The 16,888-nt window shown below is 59.6% G+C and carries 13 protein-coding genes; 9 read left to right on the forward strand and 4 right to left on the reverse strand.

The window, feature by feature from the left end; all coding sequences use genetic code 11:
• Nucleotides 1–18: 18 nt before the first annotated feature.
• Entirely contained in the window at nucleotides 19–1,089 is a 1,071-nt protein-coding gene (locus FHX06_RS18270) for an ABC transporter ATP-binding protein (RefSeq protein WP_113138808.1), read from the forward strand.
• A gap of 93 nt (nucleotides 1,090–1,182) precedes the next feature.
• Here the strand turns inward: FHX06_RS18270 and FHX06_RS18275 are convergent, their stop codons facing one another.
• Nucleotides 1,183–3,411 (reverse strand): methyl-accepting chemotaxis protein, encoded by a 2,229-nt coding sequence (locus tag FHX06_RS18275; RefSeq protein ID WP_113212984.1) that lies wholly within the window; start codon nucleotides 3,409–3,411, stop codon nucleotides 1,183–1,185.
• Between the two features lie 416 nt (nucleotides 3,412–3,827).
• Here FHX06_RS18275 and FHX06_RS18280 point away from each other — a divergent pair, with 416 nt between their 5' ends.
• Nucleotides 3,828–4,967, forward strand: a complete 1,140-nt coding sequence (locus FHX06_RS18280; protein WP_113212983.1) for a helix-turn-helix transcriptional regulator — start codon at nucleotides 3,828–3,830, stop codon at nucleotides 4,965–4,967.
• 65 nt (nucleotides 4,968–5,032) lie between these two features.
• Here FHX06_RS18280 and FHX06_RS18285 read toward each other — a convergent pair whose 3' ends face one another.
• Nucleotides 5,033–5,446, reverse strand: coding sequence for a cupin domain-containing protein (locus FHX06_RS18285; RefSeq protein ID WP_183880343.1), 414 nt, complete (start codon nucleotides 5,444–5,446; stop codon nucleotides 5,033–5,035).
• Nucleotides 5,447–5,696: 250 nt separating this feature from the next.
• Here FHX06_RS18285 and FHX06_RS18290 point away from each other — a divergent pair, with 250 nt between their 5' ends.
• The gene (locus FHX06_RS18290; RefSeq protein ID WP_112542305.1) at nucleotides 5,697–6,887 is read left to right on the forward strand and encodes an MFS transporter; all 1,191 of its coding nucleotides are present in this window, start codon (nucleotides 5,697–5,699) and stop codon (nucleotides 6,885–6,887) included.
• Between the two features lie 49 nt (nucleotides 6,888–6,936).
• Here FHX06_RS18290 and FHX06_RS18295 read toward each other — a convergent pair whose 3' ends face one another.
• Complete coding sequence (locus FHX06_RS18295; protein ID WP_409564426.1) at nucleotides 6,937–7,962, reverse strand: LacI family DNA-binding transcriptional regulator; 1,026 nt, start codon at nucleotides 7,960–7,962, stop codon at nucleotides 6,937–6,939.
• 168 nt (nucleotides 7,963–8,130) lie between these two features.
• Here FHX06_RS18295 and FHX06_RS18300 point away from each other — a divergent pair, with 168 nt between their 5' ends.
• The 5 genes from FHX06_RS18300 (at nucleotide 8,131) to FHX06_RS18320 (ending at nucleotide 14,308) form a co-directional block, all read left to right on the forward strand.
• Nucleotides 8,131–9,375, forward strand: coding sequence for an ABC transporter substrate-binding protein (locus FHX06_RS18300; RefSeq protein ID WP_183880347.1), 1,245 nt, complete (start codon nucleotides 8,131–8,133; stop codon nucleotides 9,373–9,375).
• 75 nt (nucleotides 9,376–9,450) lie between these two features.
• Nucleotides 9,451–10,377 (forward strand): carbohydrate ABC transporter permease, encoded by a 927-nt coding sequence (locus tag FHX06_RS18305; protein ID WP_183880349.1) that lies wholly within the window; start codon nucleotides 9,451–9,453, stop codon nucleotides 10,375–10,377.
• A complete protein-coding gene (locus FHX06_RS18310; protein WP_183880350.1) occupies nucleotides 10,377–11,240 on the forward strand; it encodes a carbohydrate ABC transporter permease in 864 nt (287 codons plus the stop codon). The genes FHX06_RS18305 and FHX06_RS18310 overlap by 1 nt, the downstream gene beginning before the upstream one ends.
• Nucleotides 11,241–11,269: 29 nt before the next feature.
• Nucleotides 11,270–13,201: a glycoside hydrolase family 127 protein gene (locus tag FHX06_RS18315; RefSeq protein WP_183880352.1), complete on the forward strand. Its 1,932-nt coding sequence runs from the start codon at nucleotides 11,270–11,272 to the stop codon at nucleotides 13,199–13,201.
• Between the two features lie 9 nt (nucleotides 13,202–13,210).
• Nucleotides 13,211–14,308: an ABC transporter ATP-binding protein gene (locus FHX06_RS18320; RefSeq protein ID WP_183880354.1), complete on the forward strand. Its 1,098-nt coding sequence runs from the start codon at nucleotides 13,211–13,213 to the stop codon at nucleotides 14,306–14,308.
• Between the two features lie 30 nt (nucleotides 14,309–14,338).
• On the opposite strand, the gene FHX06_RS18325 is transcribed toward FHX06_RS18320, so the two are convergent.
• Entirely contained in the window at nucleotides 14,339–15,637 is a 1,299-nt protein-coding gene (locus FHX06_RS18325; RefSeq protein ID WP_183880356.1) for an alpha/beta fold hydrolase, read from the reverse strand.
• Between the two features lie 96 nt (nucleotides 15,638–15,733).
• Here FHX06_RS18325 and FHX06_RS18330 point away from each other — a divergent pair, with 96 nt between their 5' ends.
• Nucleotides 15,734–16,879, forward strand: a complete 1,146-nt coding sequence (locus tag FHX06_RS18330; RefSeq protein WP_183880358.1) for a M24 family metallopeptidase — start codon at nucleotides 15,734–15,736, stop codon at nucleotides 16,877–16,879.
• Nucleotides 16,880–16,888 lie beyond the last annotated feature (9 nt).

The raw sequence follows: 16,888 nt of genomic DNA on the forward strand, positions 1-16,888 counted from the left end.
TTTCAGCCGGAGACAATTATGGCGTCCGTAAACGTGGCGAATGTCCGCAAGAACTATGGTCACTTCGAGGTGTTGCACGGGGTCGACATCGACATCCGCGATGGAGAATTCGTCATCCTCGTCGGGCCCTCCGGCTGCGGCAAATCGACCTTGCTGCGCATGATCGCAGGGCTTGAGGAGATTTCTGGCGGTAATGTTTCGATCGGCAGCAAGGTCGTCAACAATGTCGCTCCGAAGGAGCGCGACATTGCCATGGTCTTTCAGTCCTACGCGCTTTATCCGCATATGACGGTCGAAGCGAATATGGGATTTTCGCTGCGACTGGGGAAAGCACCGAAAGAGCAGATCAAGGCGCGCGTCCGTGATGCAGCGCAGATCCTCGGCCTCGAACATCTCCTCGACCGCTACCCCAGAAATCTCTCCGGCGGCCAGCGTCAGCGTGTCGCGATGGGCCGAGCGATCGTGCGCCAGCCGCAGGTCTTTCTTTTCGACGAGCCTCTCTCCAATCTCGATGCCAAGCTCCGCGTGCAGATGCGCTCGGAGATCAAGCAGCTGCACCAGCGGCTGAAGACGACAACCATCTATGTAACGCACGATCAGATCGAAGCCATGACCATGGCAGACCGGATCGTCGTGATGCGCGATGGCTATGTCGAGCAGATCGGTTCACCGCTCGACCTCTACGACCGCCCGGCCAATCTCTTCGTCGCCGGCTTCATCGGTTCTCCGGGCATGAATGTTATCAAGGGCAAGATCAGCTCGTCCGGGCCGCTTGAATTCATCGCCGACGGAGGAGCGCACCTGCCGCTGCCAGAGGCTGCGGCGGTCGCGCGAGGTGCGGAGGTTGTCTATGGCATCCGTCCAGAGCATCTGATCGTCAGCCAGGATGGCGTGAGCGCCGAGGTGGCTGTCATCGAACCGACGGGGGCCGAAACCCAGATCAACGCCAAGCTCGGATCGGATCCGCTGGTCGCAACCGTACGTGACCGTCTTTCGCTGAAGGCGGGCGAGACCGTCAGGATGATGCCGGATCTCAACAAACTTCATCTCTTCGATGCCAAAACTGAAAAGCGCCTGTCGATCGGCTAGCGGCTGGTTGGGCTATCGAGCCCACGAAGGCCTGGCGCTGAAAGTGGTGCGGCGAGGGTCGCCGCACCGTATCTTGCTCTGGTGGTTCGAGCTTCAGAACTCTTCCCAGTTGTCGCCCTTTGTATCGAGGGCGGCATTTCCCGAGAATGCAGAAGCGATCTTGCGGCCGAGGGCACGAACCGGTGACGGGGCCGGAGCATCGTTTCGTGCGGCGGCGCGGGGAGCAGCGGAACGCAGTGCATAACCCGCTTCGCTCAGCTTGAACTGGGCAAGAAGCTCGTTGAGCGACGCAACTTCCTTCGCAAGATTATGGCTTGCGGCAGTCGACTCTTCGACCATGGCCGCGTTCTTCTGCGTATCCTGGTCCATCTGGTTGACCGCCAAGTTGATCTGGTCGAGACCGGAGGACTGTTCCTGCGATGCTTCGACGATCGCCGCGATATGACGATTGATTTCCTGCACCTCGGCGACGATCGCTTCCAGCGCCTTGCCGGTTTCGCCGACGAGGCCGACTCCGGAATTGACCTGTTCGCTTGACGTGTTGATCAACGCCTTGATTTCCTTGGCGGCGTTTGCCGAACGCTGGGCCAATTCGCGAACTTCCTGGGCGACGACGGCAAAGCCCTTGCCGGCTTCGCCGGCGCGGGCCGCTTCGACGCCGGCGTTCAGAGCCAGAAGGTTGGTCTGGAAGGCGATGTCGTCAATGACGCCGATGATGTTGGAGATCTCGCCCGAGGATTTTTCAATCTGCTGCATGGCCGAAACAGCCTTGCGGACGACTTCGCCGGATTTTTCCGCGCCGGTCTTGGCACGCGAGACGAGCTCTCCGACTTCCTTCGCTCGCTTGCTCGAATCCTTCACGGTCGTGGTGATTTCTTCGAGAGCTGCAGCCGTTTCCTCCAGCGCCGCTGCCTGCTGTTCCGTGCGCTTGGCAAGATCGTCAGCGGCCGATTTGATCTCGTTTGCTCCCGAGTCGATGCCGCGGGCATTCTGCGATACCCGGTTCAACGCCGATTGCAGCTTGTCAGCGGAATTGTTGAAGTCGCTGCGGACGCCATCGAGCCTCGTTACGAAGGGCTGGTCGATACGGTAGGACACATCGCCGTCAGCGAGTTTCGAAAGACCCGCGGCGAGGTTGTCGACGGCAAACTGCACATCGGCAGCGTCTTTCGCCTTTTCCTTCTCGCGTTCGATCTGCTCTCTCTCGCTCATGCCACGATTGGCTTCTGCCTCCTGTTCGAGGCGAACCCGCTCGATCGCATTCTGCTTGAAGACCTGAACGGCGCGCGCCATGGCGCCGATTTCATCCGGTCTGCCCTGACCCTGAACCTCGACATTCAGATCGCCGCCAGCCAGACGCGCCATGGTGTTGGTTGTCTTCTTGATGACCGCAGCGATCGATCGTGCAAAAACGAGGAAGCCGACAAGTGAAATCAGCGAGACGATCACCGTGCCGATCGCCGCCGTCCAGAGCGCCTGCTGCGACGCTTCTACGATCTCCGTCACATCGGAGCCGATTTCGAAGACGCCAATCTTGCGACCGGAGAAGTCTTCAAAGGGAATAGCGGTGACTTCATAATCCTTGCCGCCGAGAACGGCGTGAACACGGATGCGGTCACCGTTGAAGGCTGCCTGCAGCTGCTCCTGGGTGAGAATTGTCTTGTCACCAAAGGTGGATGCCTGCGGTACGAACTTATCATCCTGAAGAATGTGCACTGCGACGGCTGCATCAACCGACCGCGCCAGCGGCGCAAAATAGTCGTTCGTCAGCGAGGTGCCGACATCGACGACGCCCACGGTCTTGCCGTCCTTGATAACAGGTGCTGATGCAAACATGCTGACGGCGGTCCGGCCGGGTTCGATGCCGGCGTTCAGCTTGCCCTGCGTCAACGCCGCGACGATCATCTTGCGACGTCCTTTAAGGTCGTCGCCGAAAGTATCCGGCGTATGGATACGTGCGACCGCCAAGCCATCGGAATTGCTGAACGTGATGAGCTGAAGGCCCTGCGCTTTGATCGCCGGCAGGCTGGCGGTATATTTTGCAAGAATGGATGCCCGATCATTCCTGGCAATCAGATCAGCGGTTTCAGGCTCACCGGCGAGGGCGATGGCAAGCCCGGCGGCGGCTCGCTTCTGGGCGTCCATGTCCGCCTGAATCACATGAAGATCGGACGAAAGCTCCTTCTGAAGCGATTGATCGCTCATCGTATTCTGACGATACCAGGCAAGACCACCGATAGCCGCGCTTGCAAACAAAACGGCCGCAAACCCATAGGCCGTGATGCGGATCCATATCGGCCGCTTGATCTTTTCCCCGTCCATAACGTCCCCTCAAATATCGATGAGCCTAATTCTTGTGGGGAAAACTTGTTTTTTACTTAATTTTGAATGGTCAACATTATGCAGCGAAACCTAGGGGCCGCATCGCTGCGGCGTGGCGCAAGATGGACAAAATTCGCGCCAAAGTTGCCGACCGCCATCCGGTGTAATCGGCCTCAAAACGATCGCCGATACGATGGCGGCATCCTGCGCCGGCGTCGAGAAGATTCGCGGCATGTCACGGCAAGAAGCTGATAACAAATACATACCATCCTGCCTATCTATTTATGAATCAAAGAGTTTTTCATCGTCACCCAATAGGGTGATGTTCAAGTATCTATCACTTCTCTAAAAGATCAGCCTGGACTAATATTCGGCGTTGGCCGCTCATATGACTTTACGAATGGAAAGACAGTCAAATGGAGCATACGGATATTGTCGATAAGATCTATCGGGCCTCCGTAGACGTAGAGTTGTGGTCGAGCACGTTATGCGCGGCTGTCGATTGCGTCGGAGCAACAGCCGGCAATATTGTCTATCAGGCTCCTGACGGAAAAAGCAGTTTTCTGATCCCAGGCCGGATGCGCGAAGATCTGAACGATCTCTATCTGCAGTATTACGCCGGCAATCCCTATGCAAAGGCCTTCGAGAAAGTCCATCCGGATCAGGTGGCGATCGGTAATGAGCTTATCGACGATGCCGCCGTCCGGCGCACTGCTTATTATGCCGACATCTGCGCCCCGCAGGATATCTACAATCAGCTCTTCGTCCCACATGCCAGCCTGCATGAACGCGGCGGCATCGGCGGGGTCGCGCTTTTTCTCTCCAAGGCCCAGGACACCGAAAGTGGCCTGGCAGCCCGGAAGCTTCTGCAGTTGACGCCTCATCTCTCCCGCTCGATAGAACTTTTCCTTAACGTCGGAAGCATCAGGCGAGAGGCCAATCTCCTGCAGCCGCTGCTCGAAGCCCTGCCAGACGCAGCCGTGCTGCTCGATAGCCAAGGCGAAATCGTCGCGCTGAATTCCGCCGCTGAAGACATTCTGAGACACGGCGACGGACTTTCGATCAACAAACATGAGCGCACGACGCTGCCAAGCATTTCTAGCAGTTCCAAGGCTCTGACCCGCGCGATACGGCAGGCCCTCGAAGTCGCAGGCGGAACGGCTGCGCAATTGCAGGGCGCGGTCCAGATCCTCCGGCCATCGGGTTTGCCGCCCTACTTCGCGCAGGTCACTCCCTTACCGCCAAGTTCCTTCGTGGCCTGGGATTCGACGGACTCCGGCGCCCGCGTGCTTCTTCAGATCGTCGATATGGAAAGCCGGGCCACCGGGCAGGCAGAACAGCTTCGGAGCATTTTCAGCCTGACCGCCGCGGAGGCGAAGGTGGCCGTACTCGTCGGTTGTGGCTATTCGGTTCCGGAGACCGCCAGGATACTTGCCCTGTCTCCCAACACCGTCAAAACGCATACAGCAAGGCTTCTGTCCAAGACGGGCGTTCGATCTCAGGCGGCATTTGCGCGGTTGATGGCTTCCGTCCCTACGCGCCCCGATCGGCCCTAGACGTCCGAAACTATGGAAAGGTGATGCCGGGACATCCCCTCCCCACTCAGAAATCAGCTTCGCGATCAGGGGTCAGGCGTCGTCAACTCTGTTTCCTTCGTGTCGACGACGAATACTGCCAGGATTTTTGCAGGCTTCGTCTTGCTGGCATTCGCGCTGACAAGGTGATGATCGCCAGGGACTTCGATCCAGTTCTCGCCAGTCTTGAAGACCTTTTCCGCGCCGTCGTTCACCTTGCTCTTGATTTCACCCTCGACGACCGTGGCGTAGATGAACGCGCTCTTTGCATGGGTATGCGCGGGGTTATAGCCGCCCGGCCCATATTCAACGAGAACGCCGCGCATGCTTTTGCCCGGGACGTTTGGCAATTCGTGATCGAACACGACGGTGATCTTGGCGTTATGGGCTTTCTGGGCCGCAAGAGCCGGGACTGCAGCAAAGGTCAGCGCCAGCGCGGCAATGGTCATGGATTTGAACATCGTATCTTTCTCCTCTGGGGCTCGCTAAGACCCGGGCAAGCTAAGTCCGCGGGCGGCGAAAGGTCAGATATACGATGGTTTAACCGGCGGCCTGAAAAGAAGCCAAGTCTATGCCCGGAACTAGTTAAGGTTGCTGTTGCGATTGCCGCCGACAAGATATATCTCCGAAATGCCACTCGAAATTGTCTTTTTTCGCCACCGTTGCGATTGAGGTCAAACTTCTGAACCGATCACATCCCGGAGCGATCGAATGCATATCCAGCCGCAACACCGGATCTATGTCTGCTTCTTTCTCTTCGCCATCTCGATGGGTGCGCTACTCTCGCGCCTGCCCGACCTTCAGGACGCACTGGCCGTCAATAAGTCGGAGCTCGGCCTGACGCTGATCGGCGCCGCAATCGGAGCGCTGATCTCCTTGACCTTCGCTTCGCCGCTGATTGCCCGCTTTGGTGCGCGCAAGACGGCGTTTCTGACGGTACTCGGCACGTCCGCACTGCTGGCAACCATCCCCTGGGCCAACGCCGCCTGGCTGGTTTTCTTTATCCTTTTCTGTGAGGGCTTGCTGGCCGGCGCGCTGGAAATCAATCTCAATGTCGAGATCGACCGCATCGAGGCCCAACTCGGCCGCGGTGTTATGAACAGGGCGCATGGCTTCTGGAGCCTTGGATTCTTCCTGACGGCACTTGCCGGCTCCGCCGTTCGTCAAGCGGGCGTGCCGATGCATCTGCATCTTGCGCTGACATTCACTTTCGTTCTGATCGTCGGCATTGTCGTGATCTCGGGCATTGAAAATGCGCCGGCCCGTGCCGGGGCCGAGCATGTGGATGGCCCAAGCATAGCGCTGCCGACATGGGGGCTCATGCCACTTTGCGTGATCGGCATTGCCGCATTTCTGGTGGAAGGCGCCGGCATCGACTGGTCAGCGATCTATATGCGCGACGTTTTCGCAGTTGAACCCTTTCTCGGCGGTCTTGGGCTGACGCTATTTACCTTCTTCATGGCGATCGCCCGACTGTTTGTTGATCCGCTCGTCGACCGGTTTGGTGCGCGTGCGGTTGCAACGTTCTTGCTCATTTTCTCGACCATAGGACTTTGTGCCGTCTGGCTGGCGCCGCACCCCTATGTCGCGCTGCTCGGTTTTGCATTGATGGGCGGTGGCTGCAGTGCGGTCTATCCTCTTGCCGTTTCCGCGGCAGCACAACGGACTGATCGCCCCGCCCATCTGAACGTTGCAGCCCTCGGGCAGATGTCCTTCGTCGTGTTCTTTCTGGCGCCACCCTTGCTCGGCTTCGTCGCCGAGCATGCGGGCATCAGGATCGCCTACCTCGTCTGCCTGCCGGTCATCATTGTCGCCCTGTGTTTGACGAAAGCGCTGAAGTCCCGCGAAGTTGAAAGCGGGACAAGGATCGAAGCCACGGCCGATCAGGCCGCACGCGGCTGAGGCTCGATCTAATCACCGCGCCTTGGCCGCCCACAATCGTGCAGTCACTTCAAGGTTGATCGGCTTGCCCGGCGGAACGGCGAAAGACGAGCGTACATGGCAGTCTCTCGACGCCTGGCTCGATCGCCTCGCCTTTAGACAGGGCAAGGATCGCTAGTCCCGCCCGGTGACCAAGCTCCTTGAGTTCCATGTCGATGGTCGCCAGCGGCGGACGTGTCTGCCGTGAGACGACCTCCCAATTGTCGAAACCGACCACCGCGACGTCGCCCGGGATGGAAATGTTTTTGTCGCGCAGCGCATCGATGACTCCACGGGCGATCTCGTCGCTGCCGCAGAAGATCGCATCCGGTTTCGCCCCGGATCGCGAGAAGACGGTTTCGATCGCCGCATGTCCCCACTCCTCCGACCAATCGCCGAACATGACCTCGGCCGCCGACCCGACGAGCTCCCGATAGGCCTCTGCGCGGATGCAGGCAGCGCGGTAGTTCTGCTCGCCGGTGATGTGCAGTATGCGGGATCGGCCGAGAGCCTGAAGATGTTCGACTGCGAGGCGCGCGCCTTGAGCATCGTCGGGATGAAAGCTGACGCTGTCCGATGGCCCCTGCGCGAAGACATAGACCACCGGAATGCCCAGTTGTGTCAGTTCCGGAGGTGGCTCCATGTCGATGCGTGTCGCGGTGAAGATGATGCCGTCGACCTGTCTGTCGCGCAGCGCTTCGAGATGCAGTCTCGCCAGTCGCGGATCATTATTGGTGGCACAGAGGAAAAGCGAGACGCCGTGATCGACCAGCACTTCCGAGACGCCGCTCGCCATCGGCAATGTTAGACGCCCATAGGTGTCGTTGGTCAGCATTCCAATCGCGTGGCTGCGCTTGGTCAGCAACCCACGCGCGAGCGCATTCGGGCGAAATCCGATTTCCTCGGCGATCCGTCTCACCTTTTCGCGGGTTTCGGCATTGGTTCGCCCGGTGCCGTTCAGCGCGTTCGAAGCCGTTGAAATACTTACCCCCGCAGCCTTCGCTACGTCACGGATCGTATGCCGGCCGCCACCCGATTCTTTCAAATTCGCACCCATCCAACTGCTTTGTTAAAACCTTTTAGCAGAAAAAATTTAGCTGCTAAAAGGTTTTAACAAAAACATGGCCTTTTGATGCATACAGCCTGTCGACATGAAAAATTTTCTCATTTAACGTCGTCTTTGTCTCGAGGCAGAGGAGCCTCGCATAAGAGAAGGGGAACCCGCATGATACATTTGAAAACCACCATTGCCGCTGTTGCACTGCTGGCGAGCTCTTCTCTCGCCAGCGCCGAAGAAATCACGCTATGGGTGCGGACATCTTCAGGTGCCGTGCTTCAGGGTCTCGCCGAAAAATACAATGCCTCGCATGCCGACAAGGTTAATGTGACCCAGATCACCGCCGAGCAGATGGTGCCGAAGCTGGGCGCCGCGATTGCCGGCGGAGCAGCGCCTGACGGCGCGGTCCTCGACCTGATCTATCTGCCGACCTTCGCCGCCAATGACAGCCTTGAGGACATCAGCGATTTCGTCAAGGGATTGCCCTATTCGGCGGCGCTTAGCCCATCGCATATCCGCCTTGCCACCTATGACGGCAAGGTCTACGGCGTGCCGGCCCTGCCCGATGCCTCGATCATCGCCTACAATACCGACCTCTTCAAGAAAGCCGGCCTCGACCCGGACAAGGCGCCGGCCTCTCTTGAGGAGATTGCTGCCGACGCGAAGAAGATCCATGCGCTCGACAAGGAAACCTATGGCTTCTATTTCGTCGCCAATTCCGGCAGCTGGTTGATCTACGATTTCCTGCCGCACCTCTGGGCCGCCAATGCCGATGTGCTCTCCGACGACGGCCGCACCGCCACCGTCGATACGCCGGCCATGCGCGACACGATTGCCGCCTATCGCGACATGTGGAAGGAAGGCGCGATCCATCCGACTTCACGTTCCGGCAACGGCAACAACGCCGTCGAAGCGTTTGCTTCCGGAAAGGTCGGCATCCTCATGACCGGTTCCTACATCGTCAACCTGCTCACCAGCAAATATCCGGACGTGAAGTTCGCGGTCGCACCAATCCCCGGCCCGAAGGGCGGCGCATCGAGCTTTGCCGGCGGTGATACAGTGGCCCTCATCAAGGGCATCAGCGAGGGGAAGAAGAAGGTCGCGCTCGACTTCGTGAAATTCTACATGGAGCCCGAACAGCAGGTTTATATCACGCAGGAATCCGGCATGCCGTCGCGCACGGACCTTGCCAAGGAAGCCTACGCCAAATTCGACCCACGCAACCTGATCGCCTATGACATCCTCGCCAAAGCGCGCACGCCCTATACCTTCTCCTCGGATGAGTTGTTCGTCAGCCGCACCGGCCCGTTTCTCAACCTGATCCAAGGCACGATCTTCGGCGACGACGTCGATGGTTCGATCAAGAAGGCGCAGGACGACTTCACCAAGATCCTCGACCGCACAAACCCGTAACAACATCTGATGCGGGGCGGTCGTCCGCCCCGCACATTCCGGATTGCCGACGCGCGGTTTTGAAATCTTCGAGGAATGACAGTGGTCGACACGCCGACAACACACATAAGACAGCCGGCCTCCGGGGAGCCGGAGCCGAAGGGGTGGCTGGGACTGGCCTTCATCCTGCCCGGCTTCCTCTTCATCCTGGTGCTGTTTCTCGTTCCGCTCGCCATGACCATATGGATGAGCTTCTACAACTGGCCGCTACTCGGCCGGAAGAAATTCATCGGTCTTGCCAATTACAGCGAACTTCTCGGCGACATGCAGCTCTGGCATTCGCTCGGCTTTACCATGCTCTATACGGTGTTGGTGACGGCCGCGATTTTCGCCGTTGCCTTTCCGCTGGCGCTGCTCGTCGACCGCCCGCTGCGCTCCGCCGGCTTCTTCCGCACGATCTTCTTCATGCCTGTCGTGATCGGTTTCGGCGCGGCGTCGACGCTATGGATGTGGCTGCTCAATCCAGACAGCGGCGTTTTCGCACAGGTGCTGCGCGGCATCGGTCTCATCAGCTCGGCGCCTCGTCCGCTCGAGAGCTTCTGGCCGGCGATGGCCGTCATCATCCTGATGGTCGTCTGGAAGACTGCGGGCTTCACCATGGTCATCCTGCTGACTGGCCTGCAGGGCATTTCCAATGACGTCATCGAAGCCGCGAAGATCGACGGCGCCAGCGTCTTCAGCCGCTTCCGCCGTATCACCCTGCCTCTGATGCGCAATTCGCTGGTGCTGGCGCTGGTTCTCAACGTCACTTCGTCCATGCTCGCCTTCGACCAGTTCTTCATCATCACCCAGGGCGGGCCTGAAAACAGCACGATCTCGGCGGTATTTTCGATCTATCTGGCGTCCTTCTCGTCTTATCGGCTCGGCTACGGTTCGGCGCTCTCCTTTGCGCTGCTGATCGTGCTGGTCGCCATCAGCGCCATTCAATTCGTGCTGCTGCGCGAGCGGCCGGAGGAAGGCTAATGACTCAAGCGAAGACAAACACCAATTCGCGCGGCGGCCAGACAGGATATCTCCTCTTCCTGCTCGTATCGATCCTGTTTGCGATCTTCTTCATCATGCCGATAGTCTGGTCGATTGCCAATTCCTTCAAGCCGGCCGCCGAAGCGCTTGCCAATCCGGCCGCGCTCTTTTCGAAGACCTTCTCGCTGGAGAATTACCGGCGGCTCGAGAATGTCGGGGCCGGCTGGTATGTCTATGCCGCCAATTCCGTGATGATCGCGATCGGTACGGTTCTTCTGACCGTCATCGTCTCCGTGCCGGCCGGTTACGGCTTCTCCAAGTTCAAGTTTCCGGGCCAATCGATCCTCTTCGTGCTGATCATGGCAACGATGATGATCCCGTTCCAGTCGATCCTGACGCCGCTGTTCCTGATCCTGAAACTGCTTGGATTGCAGAACAGCCTGGTCGGCCTGGTGCTGATCTACGTGACCTTCCAGTTGCCCTTCTCCGTCTTCATGATGCGCAATGCCTTTGACGCCGTGCCGAAGGCGCTGATCGAGGCGGCGCGTATCGATGGGGCCTCGCAGGCGACGATCCTGCGCCGTATCATGCTGCCGATTGCGTTGCCGGGCGTCGCGACAGTGGCGATGTTTGCCTTCCTCAACTCGTGGAACGAGTTCCTGGCTGCCCTCATCTTCCTGTCGGACCAGAACAAGTTCACGCTGCCGATCATGCTCGTGAATGTCTCCTCCGGCCTTTACGGCATCATCGACTGGGGCGCCCTGCAGGCGGGCATCGCCGTCACCATGATCCCCTGCATCATCCTCTTCCTTCTTCTGCAACGCTATTATGTGCGCGGCCTGACGGCCGGCGCCGTGAAATGAAAAGCGGCCCGTCCGCTCAAGGAGTTCCCATGCCTATCGCCCAGAAATCCCCTTCCCGATCGCCGATCGACCGTTACGTGCCCGCCGATCATACCCGCGTCGCTTTCAATGGCGGCTTCTGGAAGAGCTGGACGGAAACCGTCCGTAGCGTGACCATCCCGACCCAGCATATGCGGCTCGACGAGGAAGGCTTCCTCGAAGTGCTAGATTTCGACAAGCCGGCCGGTCCGCTGGCGCGGCCGATCCAGCCGAGCGGGTTGTCGATGCAGCATTTCTTCGATTCCGATTTCGGCAAGTGGATCGAGGCCGCAAGCTACACGCTGAAGAACAACCCGAACCCTGAGATCGAGGCAAAGATCGACGCAATCGTCGAAAAGCTCGAACATGGCCAGATGGCCGACGGCTACCTCAACAGCTGGTTCATCCGACGCGAGCCGGAAAAGCGCTGGACCAATCTGCGCGACCTGCATGAAATGTATTCGATGGGCCATCTGCTGGAAGGCGCCGTCGCCTATTATGAGGCGACCGGCAAGCGCCGATTCCTGGATGTGATGATCCGCGCCGTCGATCACATCATCGACACGTTCGGCCGCGAACCGGACAAGCTGCGCGGCTATGATGCGCATGAGGAAATCGAGCTGGCGCTGGTCAAGCTTTACCGCGTCACCGGGGATCCTCGCCATCTTGATCTCGCGACTTATTTCGTCGACGAACGCGGCCAGATGCCCTCCTATTATGACGAGGAGGCGCGCAAGCGTGGCGAAGACCCGGCCAGCTATGTCTTCCAGACCTATGCCTACAGCCAGGCGCATATGCCGGTGCGCGAACAGACGCAGGTGGTCGGGCATGCCGTGCGCGCCATGTATCTGTTCTCGGCGATGGCCGATCTCGCGTTCGAGAATGACGACGAGAGCCTGAAAAGCGCCTGCGCCCGATTGTTCGACAATCTGGTCGGCCGCCAGCTCTATGTCACCGGCGGCCTCGGCCCCTCCGCTTCGAACGAGGGCTTCACCAGGGAATACGACCTGCCGAATGAAACGGCCTATGCCGAGACCTGTGCCGCCGTGGCACTCGGCTTCTTCAGCCACCGCATGGCGCAGATCGAGCTCGACAGCAAGTTCACCGACAAGCTCGAAACCGTGCTCTACAATGGCGCCCTGTCAGGCATATCCCGCGACGGTGAGCATTATTTCTACGAAAATGTGCTCGAAAGCCACGGCCAGAACCGTCGCTGGAAGTGGCACTACTGCCCGTGCTGCCCGACCAATATCGCCCGATTCATCACCTCGCTCGGCCAGTATTTCTACTCGACCAAGGCCGACGAGGTGGCAATCCATCTGTATGGCGAAAATGCCGCCGAACTGTCGGTCGGCAATGTTTTCCTGCGGCTGACACAGAAGACACAGTATCCATGGAACGGCGATGTCAAAGTCTCGCTCGGCCTCGATCAGCCGAAGCGCTTCACGCTGCGTCTGCGCATTCCCGGCTGGTGCCGCGATGCAAAGGCCTTCGTCAATGGCGAAGGCACCAAGCTCGACGTTGTCAAGGGATATGCCGCAATCGACCGGGAATGGAAGGATGGCGATGAAGTTCGGCTCGCCTTCGACATGCCGGTAGACCGCCTCTATGCGCATCCGGCGGCAACCGAAGACAACGGCCGCTTTGCGCTGCGACGCGGACCTGTCATTTTCTGTGTCGAGGAAGCCGATCTGGGTACGGAGCCACAGCGCCTGAGGTTGCCGTCACAGGGCGAGATCGCCGCAAGCTTCGACGAAACACTTCTCGGTGGCGCCACGGTTCTCGAGGGCGATGCGCTGGAAGCCGATGCATCCGACTGGCAGGAGACGCTCTATCGCATCCAGCCGCCGGCGCTGAAGCCGAGGCGTTTCAGGGCAATCCCCTACCATCTCTGGGCCAACCGAGAGCCGGGCGCCATGGCCGTCTGGCTGCACGAAAAGTAGGAGATCACCATGGCTCGCCTTGAACTGCGCAACGTGGTCAAATCCTACGGCATTTACGAAGCCGTGCGCGGCATCAATCTCGATATCGAGGACAATGAATTCGTCGTCTTCGTCGGCCCATCCGGCTGCGGCAAGTCGACGACCCTGCGCATGATCGCCGGCCTGGAGCACATCACCGGCGGCGATATCGTCATCGGCGATCAGGTCGTCAACCGGCTTGGCCCGGGAAAGCGCGACATTGCCATGGTGTTCCAGAATTACGCGCTCTATCCGCATATGAGTGTCAGGGAAAACATCTCTTTCTGCCTTGAGCAACAAAAGCTCCCAAAGGCAGAGATCGACGAGCGCATCAGCCGTGCTGCCGAAACGCTGCATATTACCGAGCTTCTGTCACGTCGTCCCGGCCAGCTTTCGGGTGGTCAGCGCCAGCGTGTCGCCATGGGCCGCGCCATCGTGCGCAATCCAAAAGTCTTCTTGTTCGACGAGCCTCTCTCCAATCTCGACGCCAAGCTGCGCGTGCAAATGCGCACCGAAATCAAGCGCTTGCACCAATTGCTGCCGACCACTACGGTCTATGTCACGCACGATCAGGTAGAGGCCATGACCATGGCCGATCGCGTTGTCGTCATGAATGGCGGCATCATCGAGCAGGCTGGACCGCCGCAGGAACTCTATCATCACCCGGTTAGCCAGTTCGTGGCCGGCTTCATCGGATCACCGTCGATGAACTTCCTCACGGCGATGCTTCAAACCGAGGGAGATGGGCTGGTCGTCATCCTGGACGACGGCAGCCGGCTTGCTGTTCCCGCGACACGGATTCAAGAATATCGGACGCATGCCGGCAAGCCGGTCATCTTCGGAATCCGGCCGGAATCGATATCAAGCCTCACACAGAAGCCCGGCTTTGAAACCATCGAGGCGAATGTCGATCTGGTGGAGCCACTGGGGCCGGAAACGATGATCTACTTTGATATCGGTTCGGTCAGCATGTGCGCCAATGTCGATCCGGAGAGCGACCCGCGCCCGCGCACGAAAATGCCGCTCTCCTTCAACATGAACCGCATGCATCTCTTCGACCCGGTCGGCGGCAGGTCGCTTTCTGCCTGACCGTCGGGAGTAATGGCGGATACCCTCGGCCTAGCCGAGGGGACCCCCACGCTCGCGCACCATCTGCCGCAGGCGTGTGAACACGGCCGGCGACTGGCGCACGCCGTCGTGTTCGAATTCATTGGTCACCCAGGCCCGGACATTGCCGACATCACCCGCGGTCGCAAGCGACAGCTCGGCATCGACATACATATCGTCAAAATAGACTGCTGCGGCCACCGGAATTTCGTTCGAAACCAGCCGGGCCGGATCGTAGAGCGGTTCAAAGCCATCGTAGCGCGCCAGCGCTTCCACCGCGTCGCGGAACGGCCGCAGCGAGCGGATTTCCTCGAACATCCATGGATACATCATCTCACCGGTCAGATAGAGCGGCCGGCCTTCTTCGCCGAATTCGGCGAATTCCGACCGGATTCGCTCCGCCGCCCAGCTGGTCGCACCATTGTCCTGCCCGTAGATGCTTTCCTGCAGCGCTGCAAACATTGGGTTTCCGTCATAGGAGGTCAACGACATGACGGAGGCGAGAAAAGCGTCGGAGAACCGCGTTTCCTCCGGATCGGAGAAGGCTTCATCCACCAGCCAGTGCACGTTTTCATAGCCAGGCGCCATGCCGAAATCGATGCCGATGGTTTGCAGCCGGCGCACCGTGAGACGATCCCCGTCAGGCAGACGCACATCATCGGCGGCGATGCAGGCTGCGATCCGGGCGATGCGATCGCGATCGGCTGGATAGCGCTGGTAATATTCCCGGTTCTTGCCGGCGACACGCGGATAGGTGCGGCGGTAGACGTCATCAGCCGTCGCGGACAAGCCGGCCAGCCCGCCCGTGACATAGCAGGCAGCCAGCCCCTCCGGCGCCTGCGACAGATAGGTGAGCGTCAGGAAGCCGCCATAGCTCTGGCCAAGCGTCTCCCAGCGCACGCCGCCGAACACGGTCTTCCGCAGATGCTCGCAATCGGCAATGATGCTGTCGGCTCGGAAATGGCTGAGATAATCGGCTCCGGCCTTCCCGTTCGCAAAGCCAGCCATGGTGGCGCTCTCGATGCGCGTGCTTTTGCCGGTGCCGCGCTGATCGAGTAGCACGACACGATAGTTCTTGAGCGCCTCGCCGAGCCAGGACGGCCCGCCACCCACCGGGCGCGGCGACTTGCCGCCCGGACCGCCCTGCAGGAACAGCAGGACAGGCAGCTTTTCCTGCTTGCGCGCGGGATCGCAAACCTCTCGCGCAAAAACCTTGATCGAGGCGCCATCCGGCTTTTTCCAATCGAGCGGCACATCGACGAAGTGGTCGCGGACAAGGACGCCGGGGATCGTATATTCGCTAACGAGCATGATCAAATCCTGTGGAATGTTTGTCGACACACTGCCTACAATTGCCCTATGCTGGAATCAACCATTCAGCTTTGACAAAGATAACGGATATATAGCGTGTCTCTCCCGGTCTGGTCCCATCCCGTCGCAGCCATCACTGACGAAGAGCGGCAAAGCCGCCTATCGCGCTTGCGCGAGCGGATGCAGGCACATGGCATCGCCGCCACATTGCTCGGCCCAACCGAGAGCCTACGCTACTTCACCGGCCTCGTCTGGCACCTGAGCGAGCGGCTGCTCGGCGCGGTCGTGACGGAAGACAAGCTCACTTATATCGTACCCGGTTTCGAGCGCAGCCGCGTCGAGACGCTGCCGCGTCTGCCGGGTGAGATTGCCGTCTGGCAAGAAGAAGAGAGCCCCGCTGCATTGGTATCACGGCTCATTAACCCGTCTGGAAAGCTCGCGCTCGACGATGCGCTGCCGCTCGCCTTCTATCACGCTTTTGCCGGCGAGATGGGGGCGGGCCGACTTGTCGATGCCGGGCCTGTCATCCGCGCGCTGCGAACCATCAAGTCGCCGGCTGAAATCGCTCTTATCCGATATGCGATGGGCATCACGCTCGATATTCATCGCAAGGTCCGTGATACGATCGCGCCCGGCATAGCCGCCTCGGATGTTGCGCGCTTCATCGACCAGCAGCATCGGGCTGCCGGCGCCGATGGCGGTTCGACCTTCTGCATCGTCTCCTTTGGTGAGGCAACCGCACTGCCGCATGGGGCGGATGGCGAACAGATCCTGCAGGCGGGTGACGTCATTCTCGTCGATACGGGTTGCCGGATCGATGGCTATCATTCCGATCTGACACGTACCTATATGCTCGACGAAGGCAATCGCGAATTCGAACGCGCATGGGCAATCGAGCGGGAGGGCCAGCAAGCCGTTTTCGATGCGGCAAAACTCGGCACGCCCTGCGAAAACCTCGACGCCGCCGCCCGCGACGTGTTTGCGCGGCACGGGCTCGGCCCCGACTATCGCCTGCCCGGCCTGCCACATCGCGCCGGCCATGGCCTCGGCCTCGAAATCCACGAGGCACCCTATATCGTCCGCGGCAACAAAACTCCGCTGGCGCCGGGCATGTGCTTCTCCAATGAACCGATGGTCGTCTTCCCCGGCACATTCGGCGTTCGTCTCGAAGACCATATCTATATGACCGAAGACGGCCCGCGCTGGTTCACGACGCCGGCGGCAAATCCCTACGCGGCCTAGTTTTCGTTT

The organism is Rhizobium sp. BK512 (assembly GCF_014194915.1).
GTDB lineage: Bacteria > Pseudomonadota > Alphaproteobacteria > Rhizobiales > Rhizobiaceae > Rhizobium.

Coding starts and splice junctions, on each gene's coding strand:
- FHX06_RS18270 (WP_113138808.1), top strand. CDS start 19: ATGGCGTCCGTAAACGTGGCGAATGTCCGCAAGAACTATGGTCACTTC.
- FHX06_RS18275 (WP_113212984.1), bottom strand. CDS start 3,411: ATGGACGGGGAAAAGATCAAGCGGCCGATATGGATCCGCATCACGGCC.
- FHX06_RS18280 (WP_113212983.1), top strand. CDS start 3,828: ATGGAGCATACGGATATTGTCGATAAGATCTATCGGGCCTCCGTAGAC.
- FHX06_RS18285 (WP_183880343.1), bottom strand. CDS start 5,446: ATGTTCAAATCCATGACCATTGCCGCGCTGGCGCTGACCTTTGCTGCA.
- FHX06_RS18290 (WP_112542305.1), top strand. CDS start 5,697: ATGCATATCCAGCCGCAACACCGGATCTATGTCTGCTTCTTTCTCTTC.
- FHX06_RS18295 (WP_409564426.1), bottom strand. CDS start 7,962: ATGGGTGCGAATTTGAAAGAATCGGGTGGCGGCCGGCATACGATCCGT.
- FHX06_RS18300 (WP_183880347.1), top strand. CDS start 8,131: ATGATACATTTGAAAACCACCATTGCCGCTGTTGCACTGCTGGCGAGC.
- FHX06_RS18305 (WP_183880349.1), top strand. CDS start 9,451: ATGACAGTGGTCGACACGCCGACAACACACATAAGACAGCCGGCCTCC.
- FHX06_RS18310 (WP_183880350.1), top strand. CDS start 10,377: ATGACTCAAGCGAAGACAAACACCAATTCGCGCGGCGGCCAGACAGGA.
- FHX06_RS18315 (WP_183880352.1), top strand. CDS start 11,270: ATGCCTATCGCCCAGAAATCCCCTTCCCGATCGCCGATCGACCGTTAC.
- FHX06_RS18320 (WP_183880354.1), top strand. CDS start 13,211: ATGGCTCGCCTTGAACTGCGCAACGTGGTCAAATCCTACGGCATTTAC.
- FHX06_RS18325 (WP_183880356.1), bottom strand. CDS start 15,637: ATGCTCGTTAGCGAATATACGATCCCCGGCGTCCTTGTCCGCGACCAC.